This is a genomic window from Mucilaginibacter polytrichastri (assembly GCF_001911425.1).
In the GTDB taxonomy this organism is placed as follows: Bacteria; Bacteroidota; Bacteroidia; order Sphingobacteriales; family Sphingobacteriaceae; genus Mucilaginibacter; species Mucilaginibacter polytrichastri.
This window is the reverse complement of the sequence record NZ_MPPL01000001.1, coordinates 5,037,407-5,060,336: the sequence shown is the minus strand read 5'-3', so window position 1 is coordinate 5,060,336 and position 22,930 is coordinate 5,037,407. Positions and strand designations below refer to the sequence as shown.

General features: G+C 39.6%; 21 protein-coding genes and 2 tRNA genes. 9 read left to right on the top strand and 14 right to left on the bottom strand.

Features of this window, described 5'->3' with window-relative positions:
• Positions 1 to 240 (top strand): hypothetical protein (locus RG47T_RS26485; RefSeq protein ID WP_216351087.1); only part of this gene is annotated, 240 nt, incomplete at its 5' end.
• Between the two features lie 113 nt (positions 241 to 353).
• Here RG47T_RS26485 and RG47T_RS21795 read toward each other — a convergent pair.
• Positions 354 to 429 (bottom strand) — tRNA-Gly (locus RG47T_RS21795).
• 33 nt (positions 430 to 462) lie between these two features.
• Here RG47T_RS21795 and RG47T_RS21790 point away from each other — a divergent pair.
• Positions 463 to 978 carry a gamma carbonic anhydrase family protein gene (locus RG47T_RS21790; protein WP_074491719.1) on the top strand — a complete coding sequence of 172 codons (516 nt, stop codon included), beginning with the start codon at positions 463 to 465 and terminating at the stop codon, positions 976 to 978.
• On the opposite strand, the gene RG47T_RS21785 is transcribed toward RG47T_RS21790, so the two are convergent.
• The 5 genes from RG47T_RS21785 to RG47T_RS21765 all read right to left on the bottom strand — a co-directional run bounded on the left by RG47T_RS21785 (position 965) and on the right by RG47T_RS21765 (position 7,388).
• On the bottom strand, positions 965 to 2,608 hold the full coding sequence (locus RG47T_RS21785; RefSeq protein ID WP_074491717.1) for an Ig-like domain-containing domain: 1,644 nt from the start codon (positions 2,606 to 2,608) through the stop codon (positions 965 to 967). The genes RG47T_RS21790 and RG47T_RS21785 overlap by 14 nt on opposite strands.
• Before the next feature lie 111 nt (positions 2,609 to 2,719).
• The gene (mnmG, locus tag RG47T_RS21780) at positions 2,720 to 4,582 is read right to left on the bottom strand and encodes a tRNA uridine-5-carboxymethylaminomethyl(34) synthesis enzyme MnmG (protein ID WP_074491715.1); all 1,863 of its coding nucleotides are present in this window, start codon (positions 4,580 to 4,582) and stop codon (positions 2,720 to 2,722) included.
• A gap of 35 nt (positions 4,583 to 4,617) precedes the next feature.
• A complete protein-coding gene (locus RG47T_RS25825; RefSeq protein ID WP_074491713.1) occupies positions 4,618 to 4,872 on the bottom strand; it encodes a CBU_0592 family membrane protein in 255 nt (84 codons plus the stop codon).
• A 6-nt stretch (positions 4,873 to 4,878) separates the two neighbouring features.
• Positions 4,879 to 6,738, bottom strand: a complete 1,860-nt coding sequence (gene abc-f / locus RG47T_RS21770) for a ribosomal protection-like ABC-F family protein (RefSeq protein ID WP_074491711.1) — start codon at positions 6,736 to 6,738, stop codon at positions 4,879 to 4,881.
• Positions 6,735 to 7,388 carry an NAD(P)H-binding protein gene (locus RG47T_RS21765; RefSeq protein ID WP_074491708.1) on the bottom strand — a complete coding sequence of 218 codons (654 nt, stop codon included), beginning with the start codon at positions 7,386 to 7,388 and terminating at the stop codon, positions 6,735 to 6,737. The genes abc-f and RG47T_RS21765 overlap by 4 nt, the downstream gene beginning before the upstream one ends.
• Before the next feature lie 232 nt (positions 7,389 to 7,620).
• Between RG47T_RS21765 and RG47T_RS21760 the strand changes: the two genes are divergently transcribed.
• From RG47T_RS21760 to RG47T_RS21750, 3 genes are read left to right on the top strand one after another with little or no spacing between them, the layout of a single operon-like run.
• Entirely contained in the window at positions 7,621 to 8,403 is a 783-nt protein-coding gene (locus tag RG47T_RS21760) for an MlaE family ABC transporter permease (RefSeq protein ID WP_074493653.1), read from the top strand.
• Positions 8,403 to 9,188: an ABC transporter ATP-binding protein gene (locus RG47T_RS21755; protein WP_074491706.1), complete on the top strand. Its 786-nt coding sequence runs from the start codon at positions 8,403 to 8,405 to the stop codon at positions 9,186 to 9,188. Before RG47T_RS21760 ends, RG47T_RS21755 begins: the two co-directional genes overlap by 1 nt.
• Positions 9,185 to 9,991: an MlaD family protein gene (locus RG47T_RS21750; protein WP_074491704.1), complete on the top strand. Its 807-nt coding sequence runs from the start codon at positions 9,185 to 9,187 to the stop codon at positions 9,989 to 9,991. Before RG47T_RS21755 ends, RG47T_RS21750 begins: the two co-directional genes overlap by 4 nt.
• Before the next feature lie 59 nt (positions 9,992 to 10,050).
• Here RG47T_RS21750 and RG47T_RS21745 read toward each other — a convergent pair whose 3' ends face one another.
• Genes RG47T_RS21745 through RG47T_RS21730 form a run of 4 tightly spaced genes read right to left on the bottom strand, consistent with a single transcriptional unit; the run spans position 10,051 to position 14,791 of the window.
• On the bottom strand, positions 10,051 to 10,563 hold the full coding sequence (locus RG47T_RS21745; RefSeq protein ID WP_074491702.1) for a glutathione peroxidase: 513 nt from the start codon (positions 10,561 to 10,563) through the stop codon (positions 10,051 to 10,053).
• Positions 10,564 to 10,621: 58 nt separating this feature from the next.
• Complete coding sequence (gene ybeY, locus RG47T_RS21740) at positions 10,622 to 11,047, bottom strand: rRNA maturation RNase YbeY (RefSeq protein ID WP_074491700.1); 426 nt, start codon at positions 11,045 to 11,047, stop codon at positions 10,622 to 10,624.
• Entirely contained in the window at positions 11,047 to 11,469 is a 423-nt protein-coding gene (locus tag RG47T_RS21735) for an ATP-binding protein (protein WP_074493652.1), read from the bottom strand. Before RG47T_RS21735 ends, ybeY begins: the two co-directional genes overlap by 1 nt.
• A 1-nt stretch (position 11,470) precedes the next feature.
• A complete protein-coding gene (locus tag RG47T_RS21730; protein WP_074491698.1) occupies positions 11,471 to 14,791 on the bottom strand; it encodes a DUF4175 family protein in 3,321 nt (1,106 codons plus the stop codon).
• A gap of 103 nt (positions 14,792 to 14,894) precedes the next feature.
• Here RG47T_RS21730 and RG47T_RS21725 point away from each other — a divergent pair, with 103 nt between their 5' ends.
• Positions 14,895 to 15,314: a hypothetical protein gene (locus tag RG47T_RS21725; RefSeq protein WP_139235690.1), complete on the top strand. Its 420-nt coding sequence runs from the start codon at positions 14,895 to 14,897 to the stop codon at positions 15,312 to 15,314.
• Positions 15,315 to 15,319: 5 nt separating this feature from the next.
• Here the strand turns inward: RG47T_RS21725 and RG47T_RS21720 are convergent, their stop codons facing one another.
• On the bottom strand, positions 15,320 to 16,222 hold the full coding sequence (locus RG47T_RS21720) for a glycosyltransferase family 2 protein (protein ID WP_074491693.1): 903 nt from the start codon (positions 16,220 to 16,222) through the stop codon (positions 15,320 to 15,322).
• Positions 16,219 to 17,664: a flippase gene (locus RG47T_RS21715; protein WP_074491691.1), complete on the bottom strand. Its 1,446-nt coding sequence runs from the start codon at positions 17,662 to 17,664 to the stop codon at positions 16,219 to 16,221. The genes RG47T_RS21720 and RG47T_RS21715 overlap by 4 nt, the downstream gene beginning before the upstream one ends.
• A gap of 263 nt (positions 17,665 to 17,927) precedes the next feature.
• Between RG47T_RS21715 and RG47T_RS21710 the strand changes: the two genes are divergently transcribed.
• Positions 17,928 to 18,001: transfer RNA gene (locus RG47T_RS21710), tRNA-Pro, on the top strand.
• An 89-nt stretch (positions 18,002 to 18,090) separates the two neighbouring features.
• Here RG47T_RS21710 and RG47T_RS21705 read toward each other — a convergent pair.
• Complete coding sequence (locus tag RG47T_RS21705; protein WP_074491689.1) at positions 18,091 to 19,602, bottom strand: family 43 glycosylhydrolase; 1,512 nt, start codon at positions 19,600 to 19,602, stop codon at positions 18,091 to 18,093.
• Between the two features lie 1,010 nt (positions 19,603 to 20,612).
• On the opposite strand from RG47T_RS21705, the gene RG47T_RS21700 reads away from it, so the two are divergent.
• Positions 20,613 to 20,945, top strand: coding sequence for a hypothetical protein (locus RG47T_RS21700; RefSeq protein ID WP_139235689.1), 333 nt, complete (start codon positions 20,613 to 20,615; stop codon positions 20,943 to 20,945).
• Between the two features lie 227 nt (positions 20,946 to 21,172).
• A complete protein-coding gene (locus tag RG47T_RS21695; protein ID WP_074491685.1) occupies positions 21,173 to 22,180 on the top strand; it encodes a LacI family DNA-binding transcriptional regulator in 1,008 nt (335 codons plus the stop codon).
• A 77-nt stretch (positions 22,181 to 22,257) separates the two neighbouring features.
• Here RG47T_RS21695 and RG47T_RS21690 read toward each other — a convergent pair whose 3' ends face one another.
• Positions 22,258 to 22,887, bottom strand: coding sequence for a nitroreductase family protein (locus RG47T_RS21690; RefSeq protein ID WP_074493651.1), 630 nt, complete (start codon positions 22,885 to 22,887; stop codon positions 22,258 to 22,260).
• Positions 22,888 to 22,930 lie beyond the last annotated feature (43 nt).

Genomic DNA, 22,930 nt, shown 5'->3' with positions numbered 1-22,930 from the left:
TTAGTACTATTTATAGGCTACGTTATTTTTAATAGAAATTTTATAATATTTTTATTAGATACGTTGTTAAATGGGACTGAAGAAGATAGGATCAAATCAAGGGAAAAATCTATAAATTTTTACAGAGACAAGTTTTCTAACTGGGGAGATTTTGAGTTAAATAGAGCTCTTACTATTATTAAAGAGTATCCGGAAGAAGCTCAGTTTGTTATAAGAGAAATAGAAAATGAAAGAAAATAGTGCCTGCCATAGTTTTGGTAATTATTTTAGATATTATTAATCTTTAGCGAATAAGAAAATTAGGAAAAAGAAACTAAGAATCCACGATCGGATAACATGTTAAAGTAAATAATTGGAGCGGAAAACGGGGTTCGAACCCGCGACCTTCAGTTTGGGAAACTGATGCTCTACCAGCTGAGCTATTTCCGCTTAATTTTTGATAAAAATAAAAAATAAATTGATATGCCTTTAATACTACCTGTAAAAGATAAAAGCCCCGCATGGGGTAAAGATTGCTTTATTGCCGATAACTGCACTATTGTAGGCGATGTTATTATGGGCGATAACTGTTCTGTATGGTTTAATGCGGTGATTAGGGGCGATGTTAACTATATCCATATAGGTAATAATACTAACATTCAGGATGGTGCAGTTATTCATGCCACTTATCAAAAAGCTGCCACGACTATTGGAAGCTATGTATCCGTAGGCCACAACGCTATCGTGCACGGCTGTACCCTGCACGATCATGTTTTGGTTGGTATGGGCGCTATTGTAATGGATAATGCCGTAGTGAACCCTTATGTTATTATTGGGGCAGGATCTGTTGTATTGGAGAATACAATTTGCGAAACCGGTTATTTATATGCCGGAACTCCCGCTAAAAAAATAAAGCCACTTACTGAAGAGCAAATGGCTTTATTGAATAAACTTCCGGATAATTATATCCTGTATTCGAGTTGGTTTAAGGAAGGGTAGATTCGTTTGGTATCTCTAATGATTCTTCCGTTTCCCAATTAGCTCTTAAATTAATGTCTTTGGTGTAAAGCCATATTCTTTCGGGCTGTATTCCTTTTTTTACAGATCCGCTGTCCCATACCCCATTGCGGTTACTGTCATAAATAATACGGACTTTATATTTACCTGTTAAATAATCTTTTAATACAACAGATGTATTTTTAGTAAAAGTAGCCGTTTTAAGGAGCTGCTTTTCACTGTTCAATATTTGTACCACATATGCTTTTGAAGTATCTGGCACGCTTAATTTGATAGTTAATGTGCCATAGTTCTCCGTTTTATTAAGGACAAACTTTTTGATAGACTTCTTATTTTTATCGCCATATAAATCTGTAAAAGCAAACTCATTTAAGGCAAGCTGGTAGTTTGCCTTCTGTTTAAAGCGATATTTTAAAGCAATAAGTTTTGGATTATTAGGGTCTTTAAACAACGTAAAATTTACCTGGGCCGAATCTTCTGTGAGCGCTACTAATGCGGGGTCGAAATTATCTATCGGTAAATTAGAGGTAATTAGTAAATCTTTACCAGGTTGTAACAGCCCGTTGCCATCTATATTGTATTTAAAGGCAATATTACGCATAAAGGTTTCTTTGCGGCCCTTGCGAAGGTAAATAGTATCCAGGGTTTTTTTATTATCAAAGAAGGCAATCCGTATCGAGTCAAAATCCATACTCTTTAGGTAAACCATAGCCGTATCATTGGTTTTCCCAAAATCAACATATTTACTTTCATCTATCCCGGCAGGGTAGGTTATTTTTATAGATGGATCTTTAAGTGGTTTGTTAAAACTAAAAAACATTTTACCGTCCGGGTCAAAGCGCCTATCTATCAACCTGAATTTATCCGGGGTTTGTTTAAATAACCGAAGGGAAATATTGGAGGTATCCTTATTTAAATGGATGGGCTCTTTTAAAAAGGCAATTAACTCCTGGTCGTTGTTATAAATTTTATCGGGGCTTGCTTCTTTCAAAGCATAAATGCGGTAATTGCCATCATGTAAATTGCTTAATGTAAAATTACCGGCCGAATCTGTTGTGGCATAAATACTGGGTTTCTTTTTACCAAACATAATACTATCCTGGCTCAGCGGAAATAACATCACTGTTGCATCCTTCTCTTTTTCCTGTGTATCTGTATTGGTTAAATTTCCGGATACGGTAAGCGAATCAATATGTGCACCGGTAGAAAAAACATAAGTGAAGTTTTTCAAAAGATTTCCTTCATTCACATCAGCTATAGCTTTACCAAAGTTTATAACGTAAGTGGTATTCTTATGCAGGGTATCCCTAAAATCTATCACTAAACTTTTTTGACGGACCTTGTATTCCGGGGCTCTTTCCATAGCCGGGCTTACAGTGATCTCCGAATATTGATTAGTCAGTTTAAAATATTCATCAAACTCCAGCGTCACACTTTTGGCTGCAAAGTTTCGTGTCATGTTTGCGGGCGTTGCCTTCAACAATTTTGGCGGGGTACGATCTCGCGGACCACCGGTAGGCCGTTGAACGCTTGCACAGCCAAAAATTGTTAATATGATAATCAACGATAGAAAAAAAGTAGGCAAAAAAGCCTGTTTTTTATTTAAGGGCATTTTTAAGCGTTATAAACGATTTTTATATTTTTATGATTACTGATATTAAAAATTAAAAATAATTGATCTAATTAGATATTTTATAATTAATTGATAATCAGTATTTTATATTTATCTGGACATGTGTACCATTAAAACAGAGATATCTGAAGGTGAAACTCCGGATATTCTGGAAGCCTGGCCTAATGTTCTTGGTTTTATCTTCATTAATTTTTCGCGCGCTTCTTTTGAAAGTGAAACCAACTGCTGATAATTGAATTCAGGGTTGATCTCGTTGTCTTCCATTTTTTTCATCCGGGCAACAATCTCCAGTTCTTTTTCAAAATAGCTTTCATATTTGATCTTAATCTCTGCCTGCTCAACGGTATCCTGATCGTAAGCAGATAATAGTTCGGCCAGCGACTGATCTGCTTTAACCAGATCAGTAAATGAAATTTGCGGACGACTTAGTAACGCAAACATTTTAGCATTCTGAGAAAGCGGGCTTGTACCTAACGTTTCTAATAAAGCATTTATTGCAGCAGGTTCTACCGATTTACTTTTGGTGTAAGCTACAATATCATCAGAGTTTTTTATTTTCTGTTTTACTTTTTCCAGTCGTTCTTCATTTATTAAACCCAGCTCATAACCCAACGGGCTTAGGCGTACGTCAGCATTATCTTGTCTTAACAACAAACGATGCTCTGCCCTGGAGGTAAACATACGATATGGTTCTTCTGTACCCTTAGTTACCAGGTCATCTATTAATACACCGATATATGATTCAGATCTTTTAAGGATTACTGCCGTTTTGTTATGTACATTTTGGTGTGCATTAATACCGGCCATTAAACCTTGCGACGCAGCTTCTTCGTAACCGGTGGTACCGTTGATCTGCCCGGCGAAGAATAAGTTTTTAATCAGCTTGGTTTCGAGTGTTAAACCTAGTTGGGTAGGAGGGAAGAAGTCGTACTCAATGGCATAACCCGGGCGAAACATCCTAACATTTTCAAAGCCAGGTATTTTTTTCAAGGCGCGGTATTGTACGTCTTCAGGTAAAGAAGTAGAGAAACCATTTACATAAATCTCTACTGTATTAAAACCTTCAGGCTCTACAAATATCTGGTGGCGTTCGCGCTCTGCAAAACGATTGATCTTATCTTCTATCGACGGGCAATATCTTGGGCCTAAACCTTTAATACGGCCTGTAAACATCGGCGATTTTTCGAAACCTTCTTTTAATGTTTCGTGTACTTCACTATTGGTATAGGTGATCCAGCAGCAGCGTTTTTCTGTAGGTATTGCTACATCGGTGTAAGAGAAGCGGCCGGGGTTTTCATCGCCCCATTGTTCTTCCATTTTACTATAATCTAAACTTCGCCCATCTACACGAGGGGGGGTACCGGTTTTCATTCGCCCAGCTTCAAAGCCTAGCTCTACTAATTGCTCGGTTAATCCGGTAGCGGCTTTTTCGCCGGTACGGCCACCGCCAAAACGTTTTTCACCTATATGTATAGTGCCGTTTAAAAAGGTGCCATTAGTTAATACTACAGATTCGCCTTCTATCTCTACACCTATAGATGTTTTAACGCCGCAAACTTTACCGTCTTTTACAATAAGCCCACTTACCATATCTTGCCAAAAGTCTACATTGGGTGTACGCTCTAATGCCAGGCGCCACTCTTCTGCAAAGCGCATGCGGTCATTCTGTGTCCTAGGGCTCCACATGGCAGGGCCTTTAGATAGGTTCAACATTCTGAATTGGATGGTAGTTTTATCAGCAATAATACCAGAGTATCCACCCAATGCATCTATTTCGCGCACTATTTGCCCTTTAGCAACTCCGCCCATGGCAGGGTTACAGCTCATCTGGGCAATGGTGTTCATATTCATGGTTACCAATAGTACAGATGAACCCATGTTGGCAGCGGCAGCAGCGGCTTCACAGCCGGCGTGCCCTGCGCCTACTACTATAACATCGTATTTTTTAAACATAATGTTGATGTTCCACGTGGAACATAGTTACAAAATTAACTCTTATCGCGCGATGTTCCACGTGGAACATTGAATAATGACAATAGGGCGAATATGGCCCAAATGGCTTCTAGTACGACAAAAGGATAAAATTTAATTAATATAGATGAGGTGCAACATAAAACTGCACCAATAAAATTCATAAAAGTATATGCTTTACTTTGAGCAGTTAGCTTCTTATACATGTTAAGCAAAAAAGCTATTAATAGGATAATAACACCTGTAGAAGCTAAAAAGTCTGGTAATGTCATTGCTCTTTAGTTTTCAGAAAGCTCCAGCCATTTTAATGATTTCTCATCAAGCTTGTCTGTTAATTGTTGTATTATTCTTGCTGTTTCGGTAAGCTCCTGATGGTTTAGACTACCGGAGTTTAACGTAACCGTATGTTGTTTTATTTCAGCTTCGGTAGCCGCAATCTCTTTTTCCAGGTCTTCAATTGCCTTAAGTTCTTTAAAGCTTTTTTTGCTGGTTTTATTTTCAACCGGTTTTGCCGGTATAGGGGAAGCTACTGGTGCTTTCTTGGCATCTGCTTTCGCTTCTTCCAAATCAATACGCCACGATGAATAGTTGCCATTGTAAATATTAATTTGGCCGGTACCGTCTAATATGAAAAGTTGATCAACCAATTTATCCAATAAATACCTATCGTGCGATACCAGCAATAACACACCGGTATAATTCATCAAAAATTCTTCGAGTACATTAAGCGTATCAATATCCAGGTCATTGGTGGGCTCATCCAGTATCAGAAAATTAGGATTCTGCATCAGGATGCGCATCAGTTGTAGTCGTTTCTTCTCGCCACCGCTTAGGTTGGTTACAAAGCCAAACTGTTTAATAGGGGGGAACAGGAATTGGGTAAGTAATTGCGAAGCTGTGATGGTTTTACCATCAGCCATCGGGATAAACTCGGCTACATTTTTTACAATGTCAATTACGCGCTCATCCGGGTTAAAGGTAATACCTCCCTGGTGAAAGTATCCCATTACCGTAGTTTCACCTTTGGCTACTTCACCTTCGTCTGGCAAAATATTAGCGGTTAATAAATTTAACAAGGTTGATTTACCGCTACCGTTTTTACCGGCAATACCAATGCGGTCGCCTTTTTTAAATACGTAGTTGAAATTATCAATAACCTTACGGCCCTGAAATGATTTGGTCAGGTGGTCAATCTCGATAATTTTATTTCCCTGGCGTGATGTTTTTAAACTTAACTGCACCTTTTCGTGAGTAGTTTTCTTAGTCCTATCTTCCAGATCATAAAAAGCATCTTGACGCGCCTTTGATTTGGTACCACGAGCTTGTGGCATACGGCGCATCCATTCCAATTCCTTTTTCAGGAGGTTGGTGTTTTTTTGGAATGTTGCTGCATCAGATGCTTCGCGTTCTGCTTTCTTTTCCAGGTAATATTGGTAATTGCCATTATAGGGGAAAAGCTTGCCATTATCAATCTCGATAATTTCATTACAAACGTTATCCAAAAAGTATCTGTCGTGGGTAACCATTACAATAGTTTTACCGCTGCTGGTTAGCATTTTTTCCAACCATTCAATGGTATCAATGTCCAGGTGATTGGTAGGCTCATCCAGCAGATAAACTTCCGGATCCTGGATTAATAAGGCAGCAAGTGCCAAACGTTTCTTTTGTCCGCCCGATAGGGTATCTATCCGTTGGTTAAGATGATGAATATCTAAACGGCCTAAAATCTGCTTGATCTCGTATTCATAAGCCCAGGCATCAGCCTCGCTTAACTCTTCTGCCAGTTTATTAATGGCATCGTAGTTTTCCGGGTCATTCTCTACCAGTTCTTCATACTGCTTAATTAACTGTTGTTGTTTATTATCGGCATTGAAGATAAAGTCGCTGATAGTATAATCCTTGTCGAACTTTGGGTCTTGGTTAAGGTAGCTTACGTTCAAGTCTTTTGCACGCACGGCTTTACCTTCAATCGGGTTCAGATCACCGGCTAGTATTTTTAGTAATGTAGATTTTCCAGCGCCGTTAATACCCACTAATGCAACGCGCCTGCCGCGGTTAATGCCAATGGTAATGTTACGGAACAGCCAGCGGTCATGAAAAGAATGGCCAAGGTTTTCACCTGATAAATATGTACTCACGCTAAATTATTAATATGATCTGATGGATGGATAAATAAGTCCGTTTCGGACTTTAATGATTGTTTATACATAGCCCGTGCTACAATAGCGGCGGGGATACTTTTATATTTTTTTAAACTGCCGAAAAGTAAGGGATCTATAACTTTCATTACGCCAGTAAAAATTTTCTCTAATGAGCGGGATTCTTTACGGTCGCCGGTTAAAAGAGATGGCTGGTAAATGTGCAGGCACGGCAGGTTTAAATGCGCCAGGCCTGCTTCGGTTTCACCTTTCATTTTGGTATAAAAGTTAGAACTCTTAACATCGGCGCCAAGGGCCGAAACCAAATGATATTGTTTAATATGATTAGTCTTTGCTATCTCGCCCAATTGCAGGGGGTAGGTATAGTCTATTTTACGGTATACTGCTAAATCAGGTGTTTTTTTACGGGTTGAACCTAAACAGCAGAATATCACATCGCCTTTTAGGGCATGCGCATGTTTTTCCAGCTCATCAAAATCGATAATAAGCTGAACCAACTTTTTATGCTGTATAGGAATTTTCCGCCTGGATATAGAAATAACTTCCTGATAATCAGATGATTCAAGAAGTATTTTAAGCAGCTCACTTCCTATCAGCCCCGTTGCACCTGCTATAATAGCTTTTCTCATATAATATATACAAAAGTATGAAAAACAAGCGTGGTTTAGGCTAAGGCATTGGTTATGAAACAAAATGACAAAAAAACAAGTTAAAACCCCGATTTATAGGTGTTTAAAACAAAACCGATGTGATAATTGCTTTAATTAAACCAATTAACCTGTGCAGCTTCCGGGGCAATGTTTTAAACCAAAAACAATTTGAATCCAACAGTTGTACAATGAAACAAATAGTAACAAATTAATGGCAGAACAGTTAGTACTAACCGGGTGGAGAAAGTGGCTGGATTCGGTAGGGGACCAGGGCGTGTTTTTCTCTCGGTTCATCAAAAATATTTTCTCGGGTGGCTTTGAATGGTCGGAGTTTGTGCGCCAATGTTATGAAATAGGCTACCGGTCGTTTTCATTAGTGGGCATCACATCGTTTATTATGGGTTTAGTACTCATATTGCAGCTACGGCCTACCATGGTTGCCTTTGGCGCAGAAAGTATGCTGCCGCATACCCTGTCAGTATCCTTTATCCGCGAGATTGGCCCGGTAATTACGGCCATTATATGCGCCGGCAAAATAGCATCGAGTATAGGTGCCGAACTGGGTAGTATGAAGGTTACCGAACAAATTGATGCCATGGATGTATCTGGCGCAAACCCGATGCAATACCTGGTAGTTACACGCATACTGGCAACCAGTTTAATGGTGCCGTTATTATCAATAATGGGTGATGTGATTGGCTTAACCGGCGGCTACATCGCTTTAAACTTTACAGACAAGATCAGCTTTTTCCTCTATTTTAATAAATGTATAGCCGCATTAGATTTTACAGACTTTTTACCGGCACTAATTAAAAGCATATTTTTTGGCTTTGCAATTGGCTTTGTAGGTTGCTATAAAGGCTATAATTCTAATAAAGGTACAGAAAGCGTAGGTGTTGCAGCCAACTCTGCAGTGGTTACAGCTTCGCTTTGGATCTTTTTTATCGACATGGTTGTGGTACAGATCAGCACTATTTTATTTTACAGCAAGTAATGGAAAAAGAGAAGGATCACATAGAAAAAGATGACCTGAGAAGAGGCGGTGAAAATGTAATTGAGATTACAGACTTACAGAAATCTTTTGGGGAAAAGAAAGTGCTTACAGACATTAACCTCGTTGTAAAAAAGAGTGAAAACCTGGTTGTTCTTGGCCGTTCCGGAGAAGGCAAGTCTGTTACCATACAGTGTATTGTAGGCTTGTTGGTACCAGACGGAGGTTCTGTAAAAGTGTTTGGAAAAGAAGTACCGGAACTAAACGATAGAGAACTGAAAGAATTAAGAACCAAAATTGGTTTCCTTTTTCAGGGTGCAGCTTTGTATGATTCGATGACGGTTAAAGAGAATCTCGAATTCCCGCTTACCAGGGTTTTAAAGCTCAAAGACCAAACAGATATAGACAAACGGATAAAAGAAGCATTAGAAGGCGTAGGATTGCCTGATGCAGGAGATAAAATGCCATCAGATCTATCGGGAGGAATGCGCAAACGGATAGGGCTGGCGCGCACACTGGTGGTAAATCCGGAAATTATGCTTTACGACGAGCCAACCACAGGCCTTGACCCGATAACCTCGCGCGAGATCAGTGAACTGATACTGCAGGTACAGAAAAAATACAAAACTACCTCAATTATTATCACGCATGATATGGAATGCGCTAAAATAACGGCAGACCATATTGTGATAATGGAAGATGGTGTATATATAGCTGAAGGATCTTTTGAAGAACTTCAGAAAAGTGATAACGAATTAGTAAAATCTTTTTTTAGCGATACATTATGAGAACCACATCTTCCCAAAAAATAAAAATAGGCCTCTTTGTAGTGATTGGGCTTGTTGTTTTGTTTTTAGCCATATTTCTGATCGGGAATCAGAAAAGCATGTTCAGCTCTACCTTTACCGTAAGCGGCACGTTTAAAAATGTAAACGGCTTAATGGTTGGTAATAATGTACGTTTTGCCGGTATAAATGTAGGCGTAGTGCAAGACATTAATATTGTATCTGACAGTACCGTTAAGGTAGACCTAACTCTAAACAATAATGTAAAACGCTTTATTAAAAAAGACTCTAAAGTGAGCATTGGTAGCGATGGACTAATGGGGGATAAACTGATTGTAATTAGCCCCGGCGGCATAACCAGCCACGAAGAAATTAATAACGGCGGAGAGTTGGTTGCTGTAAACCCGGTAGATATAGACAAGATTATCGCTAAGCTAACCAGGGTAGCAGATAACGCAGAAAAAATTACCGGTAGTTTAAGTGGCATTTTTGAAGATGTTAACCAGGGAAAGGGAACATTAGGCCGCCTTTTACATAACGATAAAATGGCCCGGGAGATGGAAAACACCATTGCAGCAGCCCACACCACTGTTAAAAATGTGAATGCCAGCACCGTTACCCTGCACGAAGATTTAAAAGCTGCACAGAACAACTTTTTACTAAGGGGTTTCTTTAAAAAGAAAGAAAAGGCCAAACAAGATTCGCTCAGGAAATTGCAGAAACAAGCTAAAAAGGATTCGACACAGAAAGCAGATAATGCTAAAAAAGCGAAGAAAGAGCAAGATAAAGCAGCAAAAGACCAGTAGAAAAACTAAACAAGAAAGGCGCCCACCAGGCGCCTTTCTTGTTCATATATAAGTTCTTATTATAATTCTTTGGTGATCTGCGGATCAAGCGGTGTAACTTGTGATCGGTAGCGGTGAATTAATTTTCCGTTTTCGTCAATCAAGAATTTCTCGAAATTCCATTTTACATCGCCTGTAAAATCCGGGTTAGGGGCAGTGGTTAAATATTGAAATAATGGATCAATATCTAAACCTAAAACGCTAACCTTTCCGCTCATTGGGAATGTTACATTAAAATTGTCGTGGCAAAAGGTTTTAATATCCTGCTCTGTACCGGGTTCCTGGCCACCAAAGTTATTGGCAGGGAAGCCAACTACTGTAACTTTGTCTTTATATTGCTCAGACAGGGTTTGCAGGTCTTTATACTGTTTGGTAAAGCCACATTTTGAAGCAGTGTTTACAATCAGGATTTTTTTGCCGCGGTATTTTGCAAGCGAAAGCTTTCCGCCGTCAATGTTTTTCAGCTTAAATTCAAATACAGATGCAGGCGCTGTTATAAACAGCAGTGCAAATACGAGTGCTAATGTTTTCATCGTGTTTTAATAGTTGGTTTGTTGGGTATTAGAGATTTACTAATACAAATTAAACTATTTAAAATGTAACTTTATTCAGATAAAAGTCTTCTTTTTCAGTCATTAATTTTTTATCCGCAGGCTTTTTATCGCCATAACCAACCAGGTGCAATGCACCATGAATAATAACCCGTTGCAGTTCGCGGATATCTGTTACATTAAACTTTTTGGCGTTTTCCCTAATGCGTTCTATGGAGATGAAAATATCGCTAACTATTTTACCGGGTATTTCAGAGTTATCGAAAGTGATAATATCTGTTAACGTGTCATGATCCAGGTATTGCTGGTTCATTTGGAGCAGATACTCGTCTGAGCAAAAAATATAATTAAGTTCTTTTAGCTGGTAACCTTCGGCAACAATAGTCTCGGTGATCCATTTTTTTAACTTTAGCTTATCTTTTAATGTAAAGCTTACCTCTTCCTGAAAAAAATTAACTGCGGGCATTATATTTTAAAGTGTAATTCAACCTCGTTTCCGGTGGCGTTAAAGATACACTGATCTGATAATTGTTTAACAATAAAAACACCGCGACCGGTTAGGTTTTCCAGGTTTTCTTCGGCGGTAGGGTCGGGGAGGTTATTATAATCAAAGCCGCTGCCTTCATCAGTAACCGTCCAAATAATACGTTTATGATCTATCTCGGCGTTTACAATCACTTTTTTACCTTCATCCATTTTATTGCCATGTACAATGGCATTCATAACCACCTCGTTTAAGCAGGTCATCATATTGGCAAAGGTATCATCACTTATTTGATAAGTATCTGCGATATCTTCAATCAAATTTTCTAACTCAACAATACTCCCCGGTTTTGACGGTAGTTGTAAAGTATAAAGTTTAGTGGCTCCAATATTGGCCTCTTGCATACTATTTACCATTTAATTGGTCAAAATATTTTTTAACTTTTTGTTTGTAGTACAGGTTCAGGTCCGGCGATACAGTTTTTAGCTGTTCTGTTTGTTTTACTTTTAGCTGCTGATAATTTTGCAACGCTTTAATATAGCCGGGGGGCATCTGTTTGCCTGCCAGGCTTTGGCGTTGTTTATCCTGTTCACGTTCCTGCTGTGCCTTCTCTGCCTCAAGTAACCGGGTCTGGATCTGCTGTTGCCGTTTCAGTGATTCCTCACTAATACGTCTGTTTACGAGATCATTTTCGGTTTGTTCCATTTGTTTTGCAATTTTATCCAAATTTCCCGAACCATTTTTACCATCCTTTAACTCATTTCGGCCATATTGTTCAACTGCTTGCCTAATTAGCTGCTGCTGCCTCGCCATGCGGGCCAATTGTTCGCTCTGGCCTTGCTGCTGGCTTTGTCCTTTATTTCCCTGCTGCAGCTGGTCGCGCATTTTTTGCATGTTATTATTTAGCTGCTGCTGCAGCTGGCTCAACTGTTGTAAACTTTGTTTTGATTTTCCTTTACCGCCTTTTGCATTTTTCATCGCGTTTTGCAATTGGTCTAATACTTCGTTCAACATCAGTGCCAAATTATTCATAGAAGTCATGGCATATTGCTGATTGCGGTTTGCTTCTGCCGTTCTTCGATCGCCTAAATTATCAATTGCTTTATTAATATGATCATTAATTGAGCTAATTTCTTCATTAACTGTTGATTGTATCTGCGGAACCCGCTTGCTTAACGAGTAGAGGCTATCTTCGGCTGTTTTTAAATTATCTTTAATATCTTTTTGCTGCTGCGAAAGTGTTACATAATTTGGGTCTGATGCACTGGTAGCTTTGAATGTTTGCATCAGTTTTTCCTGGCCGAATGAACTATTAACGAGATTTTTTAACAATTCGCGTAATTGCTGTGCACTTAAATTAGTTTCTTCGCCCTCTTTCTCGTCATTATCGTCCTTTAATTTCTTACTTAATTGAGTAATCTGCTGCGCAGCATCTTTTTGCGATTTAGAGGCCTTTTGCATATTGTTTTTGCTGATCTCCTCCGAGCTTTTATCCATTTGCTGATCTATCTGTTGTTGCTCCTTCTCAGAGTTTTCCAGCTTCGGTTGGTTTTCTAATTGCGCGGCAGATTTCTTCAATTCTTCCAACGATTTTTTTACATCCTGAAAATCCTGCTTAATTTTTTGTTGCTGTTGTTGCAGCTCCTGTTTATCGGCACCTCGCTGTTGTGCCTGGTCTGCCAGTTTCTGCTGCTGCTCGGCCAGCTGATTCAGCTGGTTAATATTTTGGTTTAGCTTTTGATCGAACTCCATTTTTTTATAAAGCTCCAGCATACGGTCCAGTTCTTTTTTTAGATCCTTATTATCGGTTTGCATGTTAGAGAGCTGCTCGCGGGTGGCGTCTTTTTGTTCCAGTTGCATCATCTCCTGCATTTTTTGCATCATTTCCTGCGTTTTAGGGTCTAGCAGGTTTTGCAATAGCTTATCCATTTGGTTTTGCATTTCTGTTACCTGCTGGGTCTGTTGCTGGTTTTGCTGGCGGTTATAGAGGTTCTTCTTATTATCATCCTGCAATTCTTTAACGAGGGCATCTAAGTCCTTCCGTTTTTGCATCAGGTCTTCAACTTGCTTTTTTTCGTCGAAACTTAGGGATGCTTTATTAAGCAGGGTTTGATTTAAGCGTTGCGCCTCGCGTTCCAGTTGTGCCGCGAGCTTGGCTGCCGACTGCATTTTTTGCTTAACCTGTTGCGTACCGGTATTTAATTCTGTTGCAATTTGTTGTTCGGTCGGCATATCCAGCTCCTTTGCGGGCGTACGTGCAGATTTTGGCCCCGCAACGCCGTCATTGTCTGCCACTTCAAAGTAATACGTGATATGGTCGCCTGGTTTAGCTTTCAGGTCCTTTAGGTTCCAATAATAAAAAAAATCAGACTGTGTATTTCTAAGATCTGCCTTAACTGGCTGAGAATAGGACACAGCTTTACTATTTTGCTCAGCCGGTTTTACAATATAGTGGAACCTAAGCGAACTAAAACCATGGTCGTCTTGAATTTTGCCGTTAAAATACAGCGTCTTCATACTTACGGAGTCCTGCTTTTGCTCGGCAGCAATAGCTGGTAGCTCATCGGCTATTACGTTAATATGATAGCTTGCCGAATCGGTCCGGGTAACCTGCCCATTGACAGGCTTTAAAGTGTATGCTGATGGTTTAAGGATGCGCTCGCTGTAAGTAAATTCATCTGATGCGGATGGATTTAGCCGATGCAGGTGGCCATTTAGCAAAAAAAGCACCAGATCGGCATGCTGGGTATGCATTTTCCAGCTTACGGCGGTGCCTGCCGGGATGTTTAAGTCGCCTACATTGCTAATCACCTCATTCTGCTTGTGTAAATAGGCAGGGTAAGTTAGTGCGGCATCAAAATGTAGAAGTGATGGCCGGGCGTTAATGATAATTTGGTATTTGTTTGAAGTGTAACCGCCGCCGCTTAAATGAAAAGTAGTATTGTGTTGCAGATTGGTAAACTGATAGCTAAACCTGGTGGCGCTTTGCTTATCCAGTTTAAAGGTATGGTCGTCTGCTTCAATGTAAACAGCGGTTGGCAACTGGTCGCCTTGTAGCTTAAGGTCGAGTTTAAAATCTTCGCCTTGTGTGGCCGATAGTTTATTATTTACTACTACAAATTTAAAAGTGGCTACCGGCGCAAAGTATTCGTTATGTTTTATCAGCCGGCGGGTTCCTTCGGTAAGTATAGCCGGGGCAACAAGTGCCAGTATTAATATTAAAGCTGCCGGGGCGGCAACCCATTTAAGTTGTTTGATATTCTCGCGCAGATTAACCGCGGTAGGGAAGCGGACAGGCTGTAATGTTTCTATCTTTTGATTGATGCTGGCCTCAATTAACTGGCGGTGCAATGGATTTTGATCGGCCTGGGCTTTAAGTTGAAGGGTGTTAAGCAGCTTATCTTGTACTTCAGTAAAATGAAGGCCTATAATTTCTGCAGCTTGCTCGTGGTTAATGGTATTGCCTAGCTTTAAATAGGCCATTAAGGGCGGGAATATCAGCCTGACAATTATTACTACGTTAAGCAGTATAAAACCATAAAAAATAAGGCTGCGGAAAAAAGTGGTAAAGTGGCCAAGGTATTCGCACAGGGTGGCTACAATATAACCGGTGAATAAAACAGCCCCCCATAAAATTAAACCACGCAGCAGCTTATTAACGTAATATCGGCGGATAAAAACGTCTATTTTTTCTATCAATAAGTGGTAGTTGCCGCCTTGGTGCATGTATCGAAAAAAATAAAAATACTAATTTTTGTTATAACGTTTCTGTTATGACTGTAATTGTGGATACAGGTTTGAAATGTTAGTGCCTATATTTGTTGGCTATATGAAAAACGCAATAATTATAATGGCAGTTGGTGCCGCCATAGGCATAGCATCATGCAAACAACATACAATAGACAATAAAGCAGCTGTTAAACAAGATTCGGTTGTTAAAACGGATAGCACCCATTTAATTGGCGTTTGGCTTGACGAAGAGATTAAAACTGAAAAAGGGGAGCAGGTTGCTTATGAACTGGTAAGCCAGGGTAAAAAAACTTTTATCCAGGTGATTACATTTACCGAGAAAAAGCTCAATATAGATGATAACCCGGCTATTGCACCAGGAGCATCTTTGCTAAAAACCAGCGGTAATAAATTTGTAAGCCTAGAAAGGCCTAACGAAATTTACATGGTAGATAAAAGCGGCGAACTGTTTATTTATGACGAAACCGGCTTGGTGGCTAAATGTAAAAGGCTGCTGTAACAGGCCTATTTGTTAAGGCTAAACTGCCGGACTATTTTCCCGAAGGCAAGCTTTTTAAATAAGTAGGGTTTGTGTTTAAGGTTTAAAAAGCGTTCGAAGATTTGCCGTTTATCTGCCGGGATCTCTTTTTCATAATACTCGTAAAACCGGCTCACGGTTTCGAACTGTGGGGATAAAAAATCGTGGTTGCCTTTAACGGCATCTAAAATTTGGTTCATTGTGCTTCTATACCGGTTTCTGGGTTTGGTATCGGCAGCAATACTGGCATTGTTGTGGTGTTTGCGATAGCTTACCAAAGGTAAATTAATGCCATCGGCTTTGCCAAAAGTAAAAGCTGCTAATGCCATCCATCCATCATGGTTTAAACGCACGTTTTTGGGGATATTGGCAAACAGCTTTTTGAGGCAGGGGTTCATCAGCATGGTACACCCGTTTACAAAGTTACCAAACAGCAGGGTTTGCAGGTTATGCTGATACTTATCCTGCCCGAGCTCATTGCGGAAAGAACGGTTAAGAATGGTATCGTTCTGATCTATGAGCATCAGATCTGTATAAACCATACATGGAATTTTGGAGTTGTTTGTTTTTTCGAGCAACGCTGCCGACATCTCCAGCTTGTCTGGCAGCCATTCATCATCCTGATCGGATAATGCCACGAAATTCTCATCTGCTGCAAAGGATACCACCTTCTTAAAATTGTCTATTAAGCCCAGTTGGCGATCATTAACTACATAGCTTAGTAGCCCCTGCTCTTTATATTTTTTTAAGATAGCTAACGTTCCATCGGTAGATACATCATCGCAAACAATAATTTCAGTTGGCTTTAATGTTTGGTTAAGGATGGATTGGAGCTGTTGCTCCAAGTATTTTTCGCCATTATAAGTGGCCATTGCAACCGTTATCTTCATTTGCTTACCCCCACTTTTGAAAACTTGGTCTTTACAAAATTCAGAATATCAAACACAAAATTATTTTTGAATACAAATAGCTGAACAATTAAATAAACAGCCGCACAACCAATAACAGAGATACTTAAAGAGTACATTAATTTTAGTGACAGATAACGAACGAGGATTATAATCGGAATAAACAGCAGGGCGCTTAGTGCCGCCTTTAAAATAAGTACCCACCCGTATGTAAATTTGAAATGCTTATTGATAAAATAGAAGTACAAGCCGGTAACCACAATTTCTGAACAGATATTGGCAATTGACGAACCCACTTCCTGAAAATGCGGAATTAAAAGTACATTAAGTATTAAACTTATAACCAGCCCGCCCAACACACAAAAAAACATCTCCCGGTTTTTACCGGCTGGTACCAGTACCAAAAATAAGAACAGGTGCCCCAGGCCAATAATAAAAGGAAGTAAAGACAAGATGCGCATACTATTTGCTGCTGCCAAGAAGGCCTTGCCCGAAAATAAAGCAATAAACTCTGGCGCCAGCAAGGCCAGCCCAAAAACAACAGGCACCGAAAAAAACACGATGAACCGAAAGGTTTGATTAAGCGTTTGCTGTACTTCTGCCATGTTTTTATCGGCAAAGTCTTTAGCTATTTTGGGCATCAGGATTATGCCCATAGAGGTTACAAAAGGTATGGCAATTTTACTTAGCTTAACTGCGGCGGTGTACAGGCCTACTGTTTTATCGTTGGATAAAAAGCCCAATAGCACGGTATCCATGTCGGTATACATACTTGCAGCCAGTGTTGTGCCCAAAATAAACATAAGGGGCATTAGGTGTTTGCGCAACTGTAAATTGGTAAACCCCAGTTTTACCTTGTGTTTAATTAAAAACAGGCTCAGGATATTATTTCCCAAAAAAGAGAAAATCATGATATAAAGGTATAAGCTGTAATCGCTGCGGCTCTTAATAAAAGTATACAGCAGGGCAAGGCCAATGGCTTTAAAAAGAACAGAGCGCAGGGCGATGGACCTAAATTCTTCCATGCCACTGTACAGCCACTCTATAGCTGTAAAGCCCAGCAATATAAGCAGGGTGGCGCCAAGGTACATTTCCCTGTTTGTACTAAAATAGGGTACAGTGAAAACAACAACCAGGTATATGAGCGAAAGGCTGATGCACATTAAAGAGTGAATGGAAATAAGTTCGGAAAAAACCTGCGAGCGGCCCTGCATATCGTCTTTGTAGCGGGCAATTTCTTTCATGCCATAAATTGGTACACCTATGCTGGCAATGATAGAAAAGTACTGCGCAAAAGAAAAAACAAACTGCACCTTGCCGATACCCTCGGGCCCTAAAACACGGGAAACATAAGGAAAGCTTAATACGGGGAAAAGCAAATTAGCCAGGGTAAGCAATAAGTTATAGAAATAGTTTTTGGCCATGTTTCAAAATCAGCAGTATATGCTTGGTTGTACAAAATATCGAAGATAGAGTTTTTAGTTTTTCTACATTGGGTGGCGTAAATAAATTTATTTTGAAGACCGATAGATTTATTATTCTGATAGTTTTCTGTTACTAAAACTTGATAATCAGATTTATATCAAACAGGAGTGTGCTCAAACCCAATGATCTCGGCTAAAAAATGAAAAAATAGCATCATTATAGTTTTCAGAAGCTAATCTAAATTATATCTTTGCAGCCCAATCGGGATGTAGCGTAGCCCGGTATCGCGCCACATTTGGGATGTGGAGGCCGCAGGTTCGAATCCTGCCATCCCGACAAAAAGCGATACCAAGTATTAAAAAGCCTTTAAATCTATGATTTAAAGGCTTTTTAATTTAAATATAATGCTACTTTTTTGGCAATACTTATTTTAATGGCGTGTAAACAAAGTTTTTGAAGGTAACCGTACCCTCGCCAACCGCACACAGCCCCAGGCGTAAACTCATAAAGCCGCTGAGTACGTTATGATGAAAGGCGGAAACTTCTAACGAGTTTTCTATTTTGAGCCATTTGCTACCGTCTAAACTATAATACATATCAACAGTATTGGCGACCTTTTTAAGGCGTAGAAACACATGCCGTTTAATAACCGATTTTTCTGTTACAAACTGCCAACCCCTAAGGTTAGCCAGGATGTTTTCTTTATCAGCCAAAATGCCTGAAGACATGGCCTTGCTGTAAAACAACACCAGCCCGCCAACGGCCTCGCCGGTGGTTTCTAATTCTACCTGGGCAATATAAGAATGATTGGAAGGCGTGCAAAGCAAAGGTGCGCTCTCGGCTACAGAATTTCCTTTAGCTTGCATGGTTAAACCCTGGCCGGTAGTGTGAAACCGGGTGGTATCGTACTCGCCAAATGATTGCCATTGCGGTTTCAGTTCACGATCACGAAAATTATCACTTAACGAAAGTGGGTGATTAGCTTCCCCTTTAAACGGTTTTAAAAGCGGGATATCTGGTTTAATTCCTTTGGGAATCTTAAACCAGCCATCTTTAGTCCATTCAACTGGTTCCAGCATGGTTTGCCGCCCCATATTATAATAGCCGTTCTCATAGCCATGAAAAACCATCCACCATTTGCCACCGGCAGCTTCAAATAAAGTACCGTGGCCTTGTGACCACCACTTTTCTGACTGATCTTTTGTTCTGATAATTGGATTGAGCGGGGAGTTTTCCCATGGGCCGAAAGGAGATTTAGACCGCGCTGAGATTACCATATGGCTTGTTGCCGGGCCGGCTGTACCGCCTTCGGCAACAGTGAGGTAATAATAATTACCATGCTTAACCATTTTAGGGCCTTCCATGCAGAAACATTCAATAGACCATTCTCTCGGTATTTTCCAGCCGCTGTAGGCTTGTTTAAATTCGCCGGTTACAGATAGGCCGTCATCAGACAGTGGTATGTAACCGCCATTATTAAAGTACAGGTACCTTTTACCTGCCGCATCTGTAAAATGCCCCGGATCAATGTAGTTGATTTTTAAATCTAACGGATTGCTCCACGGCCCGCCGATGGCATCGGCAGTAACCACATAGGTAGTTGTGCCAGCCGGAAAATAGATATAGTACTTATTCTTGTATTTAACCAAGTCGGGAGCCCATACCGATCCGACATATTTATGCAGTGCATGGGTTACGGGTGTCCAGTTAATCAGATCTTTAGAATGCCAGATTAATAAGCCCGGGTAATATTCAAACGACGAATGAACGATATAATAATCATCTCCGTCTCGCAGCAGGCTTGGGTCAGGATAATCGCCCGTAAAAATGGGATTTAAATAGTATCCGTTGCCTTTTTTGTTAGGCGAAACCTGGTATTGCGCATCACTGCAATAAGCCGCTAAAATGAGCAGGAATGTAATGATGATCTTTTTCATGGTTTATATAGAGGCTGTAACTTAGTAAATATATTAATATAACTCAATTTCCGCAATCGATTGCGGGCATCGGCTATATCAGTTACAATTGATATCCGTCCCTATTTAATCATTGTTTTTGTACAAGATTTAGGTTCGTATTGCGGAAAGCTCTCGACCGGTTGTTTGACAGGTATTGCCGTGTTGATAATAATGCCATGCTTTTAGAGGGGCTGGGTTCTTTATATCAGAAATTTAGAAGCGCACCAGGTGAATTTGGTATAGAAGCGAGTAAGGTAAAGGCTCTAGTGTTACTCACAGTATCTTTAATAACCAATAATTAACTGTTATGTTAATTGTGGAATTAACCACAACAAAGGGCTCTTTTGTTAACTTATAAGAAACCTAAAGGATTCTGCACAAATAATGAATTGGCTGTTCATTTTGATGAACCGACAAAGATTCGAAGCATAATTTGAAGCGGCATTAACCGAAGTAAATATTGCCTCCCGGTAAATCGAGGTAGTGCCGGGCATGTAAATAATAGGAATAGATTTACTGTTTCAGGAAAAATTTTTCTGAATAGCAGTATATATTAAAGAAAACATCTAAATGTATAATTATCCTAGCTGTAAGGTTTTAATTGTTTATCTAAAATGCGGCAATGTTTTATAATTAATAGTCTCAATTATTTTTAAAAAATTCGGCCCCAAAAAACCAGAACGACAACTTCACTATTTAGCAAATTGTTTACAACAATCTGGAATATAGGTACAAAAAGATTGCTTAATAGTTTAAAAAAATCACTGTGGTTTAAATGAATAAAATGATTTCAAAATAATCATACTTAGATACCATCAGTTAATAAAAAATTTACGTTGTTTGTTCTTAGTAAGTGCACAGCGCTTGCTATTGTGATAAGGTTTAGGTTGAAACCCCCAAGCAGCGAGTGCACGGGGGTTTCTTTTTTTGCTGCTTTTTATGGGAATGATTATTGCATAAGATTGATGAATACTGTAAAATATAATAATATGGAACCAGCCGAAATTATCATAAAAACCTATTTGCAAATAAGAGATGCCCTTACCGAAAAGCTGATTAAACAACGTTACCAACCCGTACACGAGCAGCACGACGACCCCCTTTTTTTTAGCCGCTATATGATATGGTCAAACAATGAGGAGGCACTACGTTTAACCTGGGACGGTAAAGAGCAATGGTTTGCCCTGGAAGTAACACAAGACCTGCCACTTAAAGCACTTTCGCCATGGTCTACCATTATAATTGTGCCTTTTGAAACCAATAATAAAACATCGGTATATGCCGAGGGGATAGTACATCGCATTATTACCAGCCTCGATTAATAGGTACTTCCACACCGTTATTAATTAAATGAATATATTGATGTAGTGTTTAATACTAATATGAATAAATTAACCAGGCCAATTAAATGAATAAATAAGCGTATGTAAAATATATGATGATGCTTTAATTTACAACCATTTAGGTACGGGCTTTCTAAATGTTTCTATTAAATTTGGCTGTTAATTCACAACATTCTGAGATGGGTTTCAACGGTAACGAGCGCTAAATGGATAAAATCAATATTAAAATACTGGCTAAAGAATTGAATTTATCTACGTCTACTATTTCAAGAGCATTTAACGGCAGTACAGATATAAATAAGGATACCAGAGACCGTATTTTAACCATGGCTCGTGAACATAGTTTTTTACCGAACCACTACGCCAGTAACTTAAGAGATAAAAAAACTAAAACCCTGGCCGTTATTGTTCCCGAAATTGCAAATGATTTTTTTGCGCAGGCTATAAACGGCATAGAGGAGGTAGCCCGAAAACATGGGTTCTACATTTTGCTATACCGTACCGATGATGTTTTTGAAAAAGAAGTATCTTTTGTTAACTACCTCAATAATGGTAAGGTCGATGGCATTATCATGTCGGTATCCGGCGAGGGGAACGACCATAAATATTTAAATAATTTACGCCAGAAGAATATCCCCGTGGTTTTCTTTGATAGGGTATATGAAGATATAGATGCCGCTAAAGTAACCACTAATGATTATGACAGCAGCTTTGCCGCCACCGAGCATTTACTGCAAACCGGCTGCCGTAAAATTGCTTACCTGGTCGTAAACAAAAGTATCTCTATCGGTAAAACCCGTATGCAAGGTTATGTTGATGCACTGGCAAAGCATAAAGTACCCTTTAATGATGACCTGGTTGTTGATTGTAGTAATGATGAAAAGGTAAATACCAAAATACTAACCAAAGTACTTAAAGAAACTAAACCCGATGGTATATTTTGCTCGGTAGAGCGTTTGGCCTTTGCTACTTACCACGTATGTAATTCCCTGGGGGTTTCTATCCCTAACGATCTGAAGCTGATCAGTTTTTCGAGTCTGGGGATAGCACCCTTGCTTAGCCCGGCATTATCAACCATTACCCAGCCCGCATTTGAAATGGGCGTAAAAGCGGCCACCCTATTTTTTGAAGCCCTGGAAAATAAAGACCTTGACGTGCCTAAAAAGCATATCGTGCTTAAATCAAAGCTCTTTATTCGAAAGTCATCCGAGTAAATTAAAACAGCAAAGGCGCTTTTAAGCGCCTTTGCTGTAAGAGCGTAGATTGCTCTTGCGGTAACGTATTAAAACGATTATACGTGGATAAAAAGGTCTTCGGCTGGTTTGCGTACTTTGGCAAAAGTAGCCGTAACATCGTCGGCAGAGCGGTAACCAATGGTTACAATTACAGAGGCAGTTAAGCCCTTTTCTTTCAAACCTAATATTTCATCAAATTGGGGGGCGCTAAAGCCTTCCATCGGGCAGGTATCAATGCCCAGCTCTGCAGCAGCAGATACTAAAACACCTAAACCAATATAGGCTTGTTTGTGCGCCCATGTAGTTTTTTGCTCGTCGGTTAGGCCATTTATAGAGCCCAGCATCATGCCTTTGTAGCCTTCAAGGCTTTCGTGGCTTGTATGCCTAACTTTTACAACTTCGTCTAAGTATTTGTTTACATAAGCTTCGTCTAGCTTAGTTTCGGCAGCAAAAACAATTACTTGTGATGCATCAGTAATTTGAGTTTGGCTATAAGCTGCAGCTTTTAATTGCTCGCGCACTTCGGGGTTTTCAACAACTATTATTTTGTAATGTTGTAAACCATAAGAAGATGGTGCTAAGCGAACTGTTGCAAGTAATTGCGCTAAAGTAGCAGCAGGAATTTTTTTATTTGCGTCGAATTTTTTAGTGGCATAGCGCCAGCTAAGCGTTTCAATTAATGGCATGACTTGTATATTTTTAAATGTTTGAACAAACATAGATGTTCAA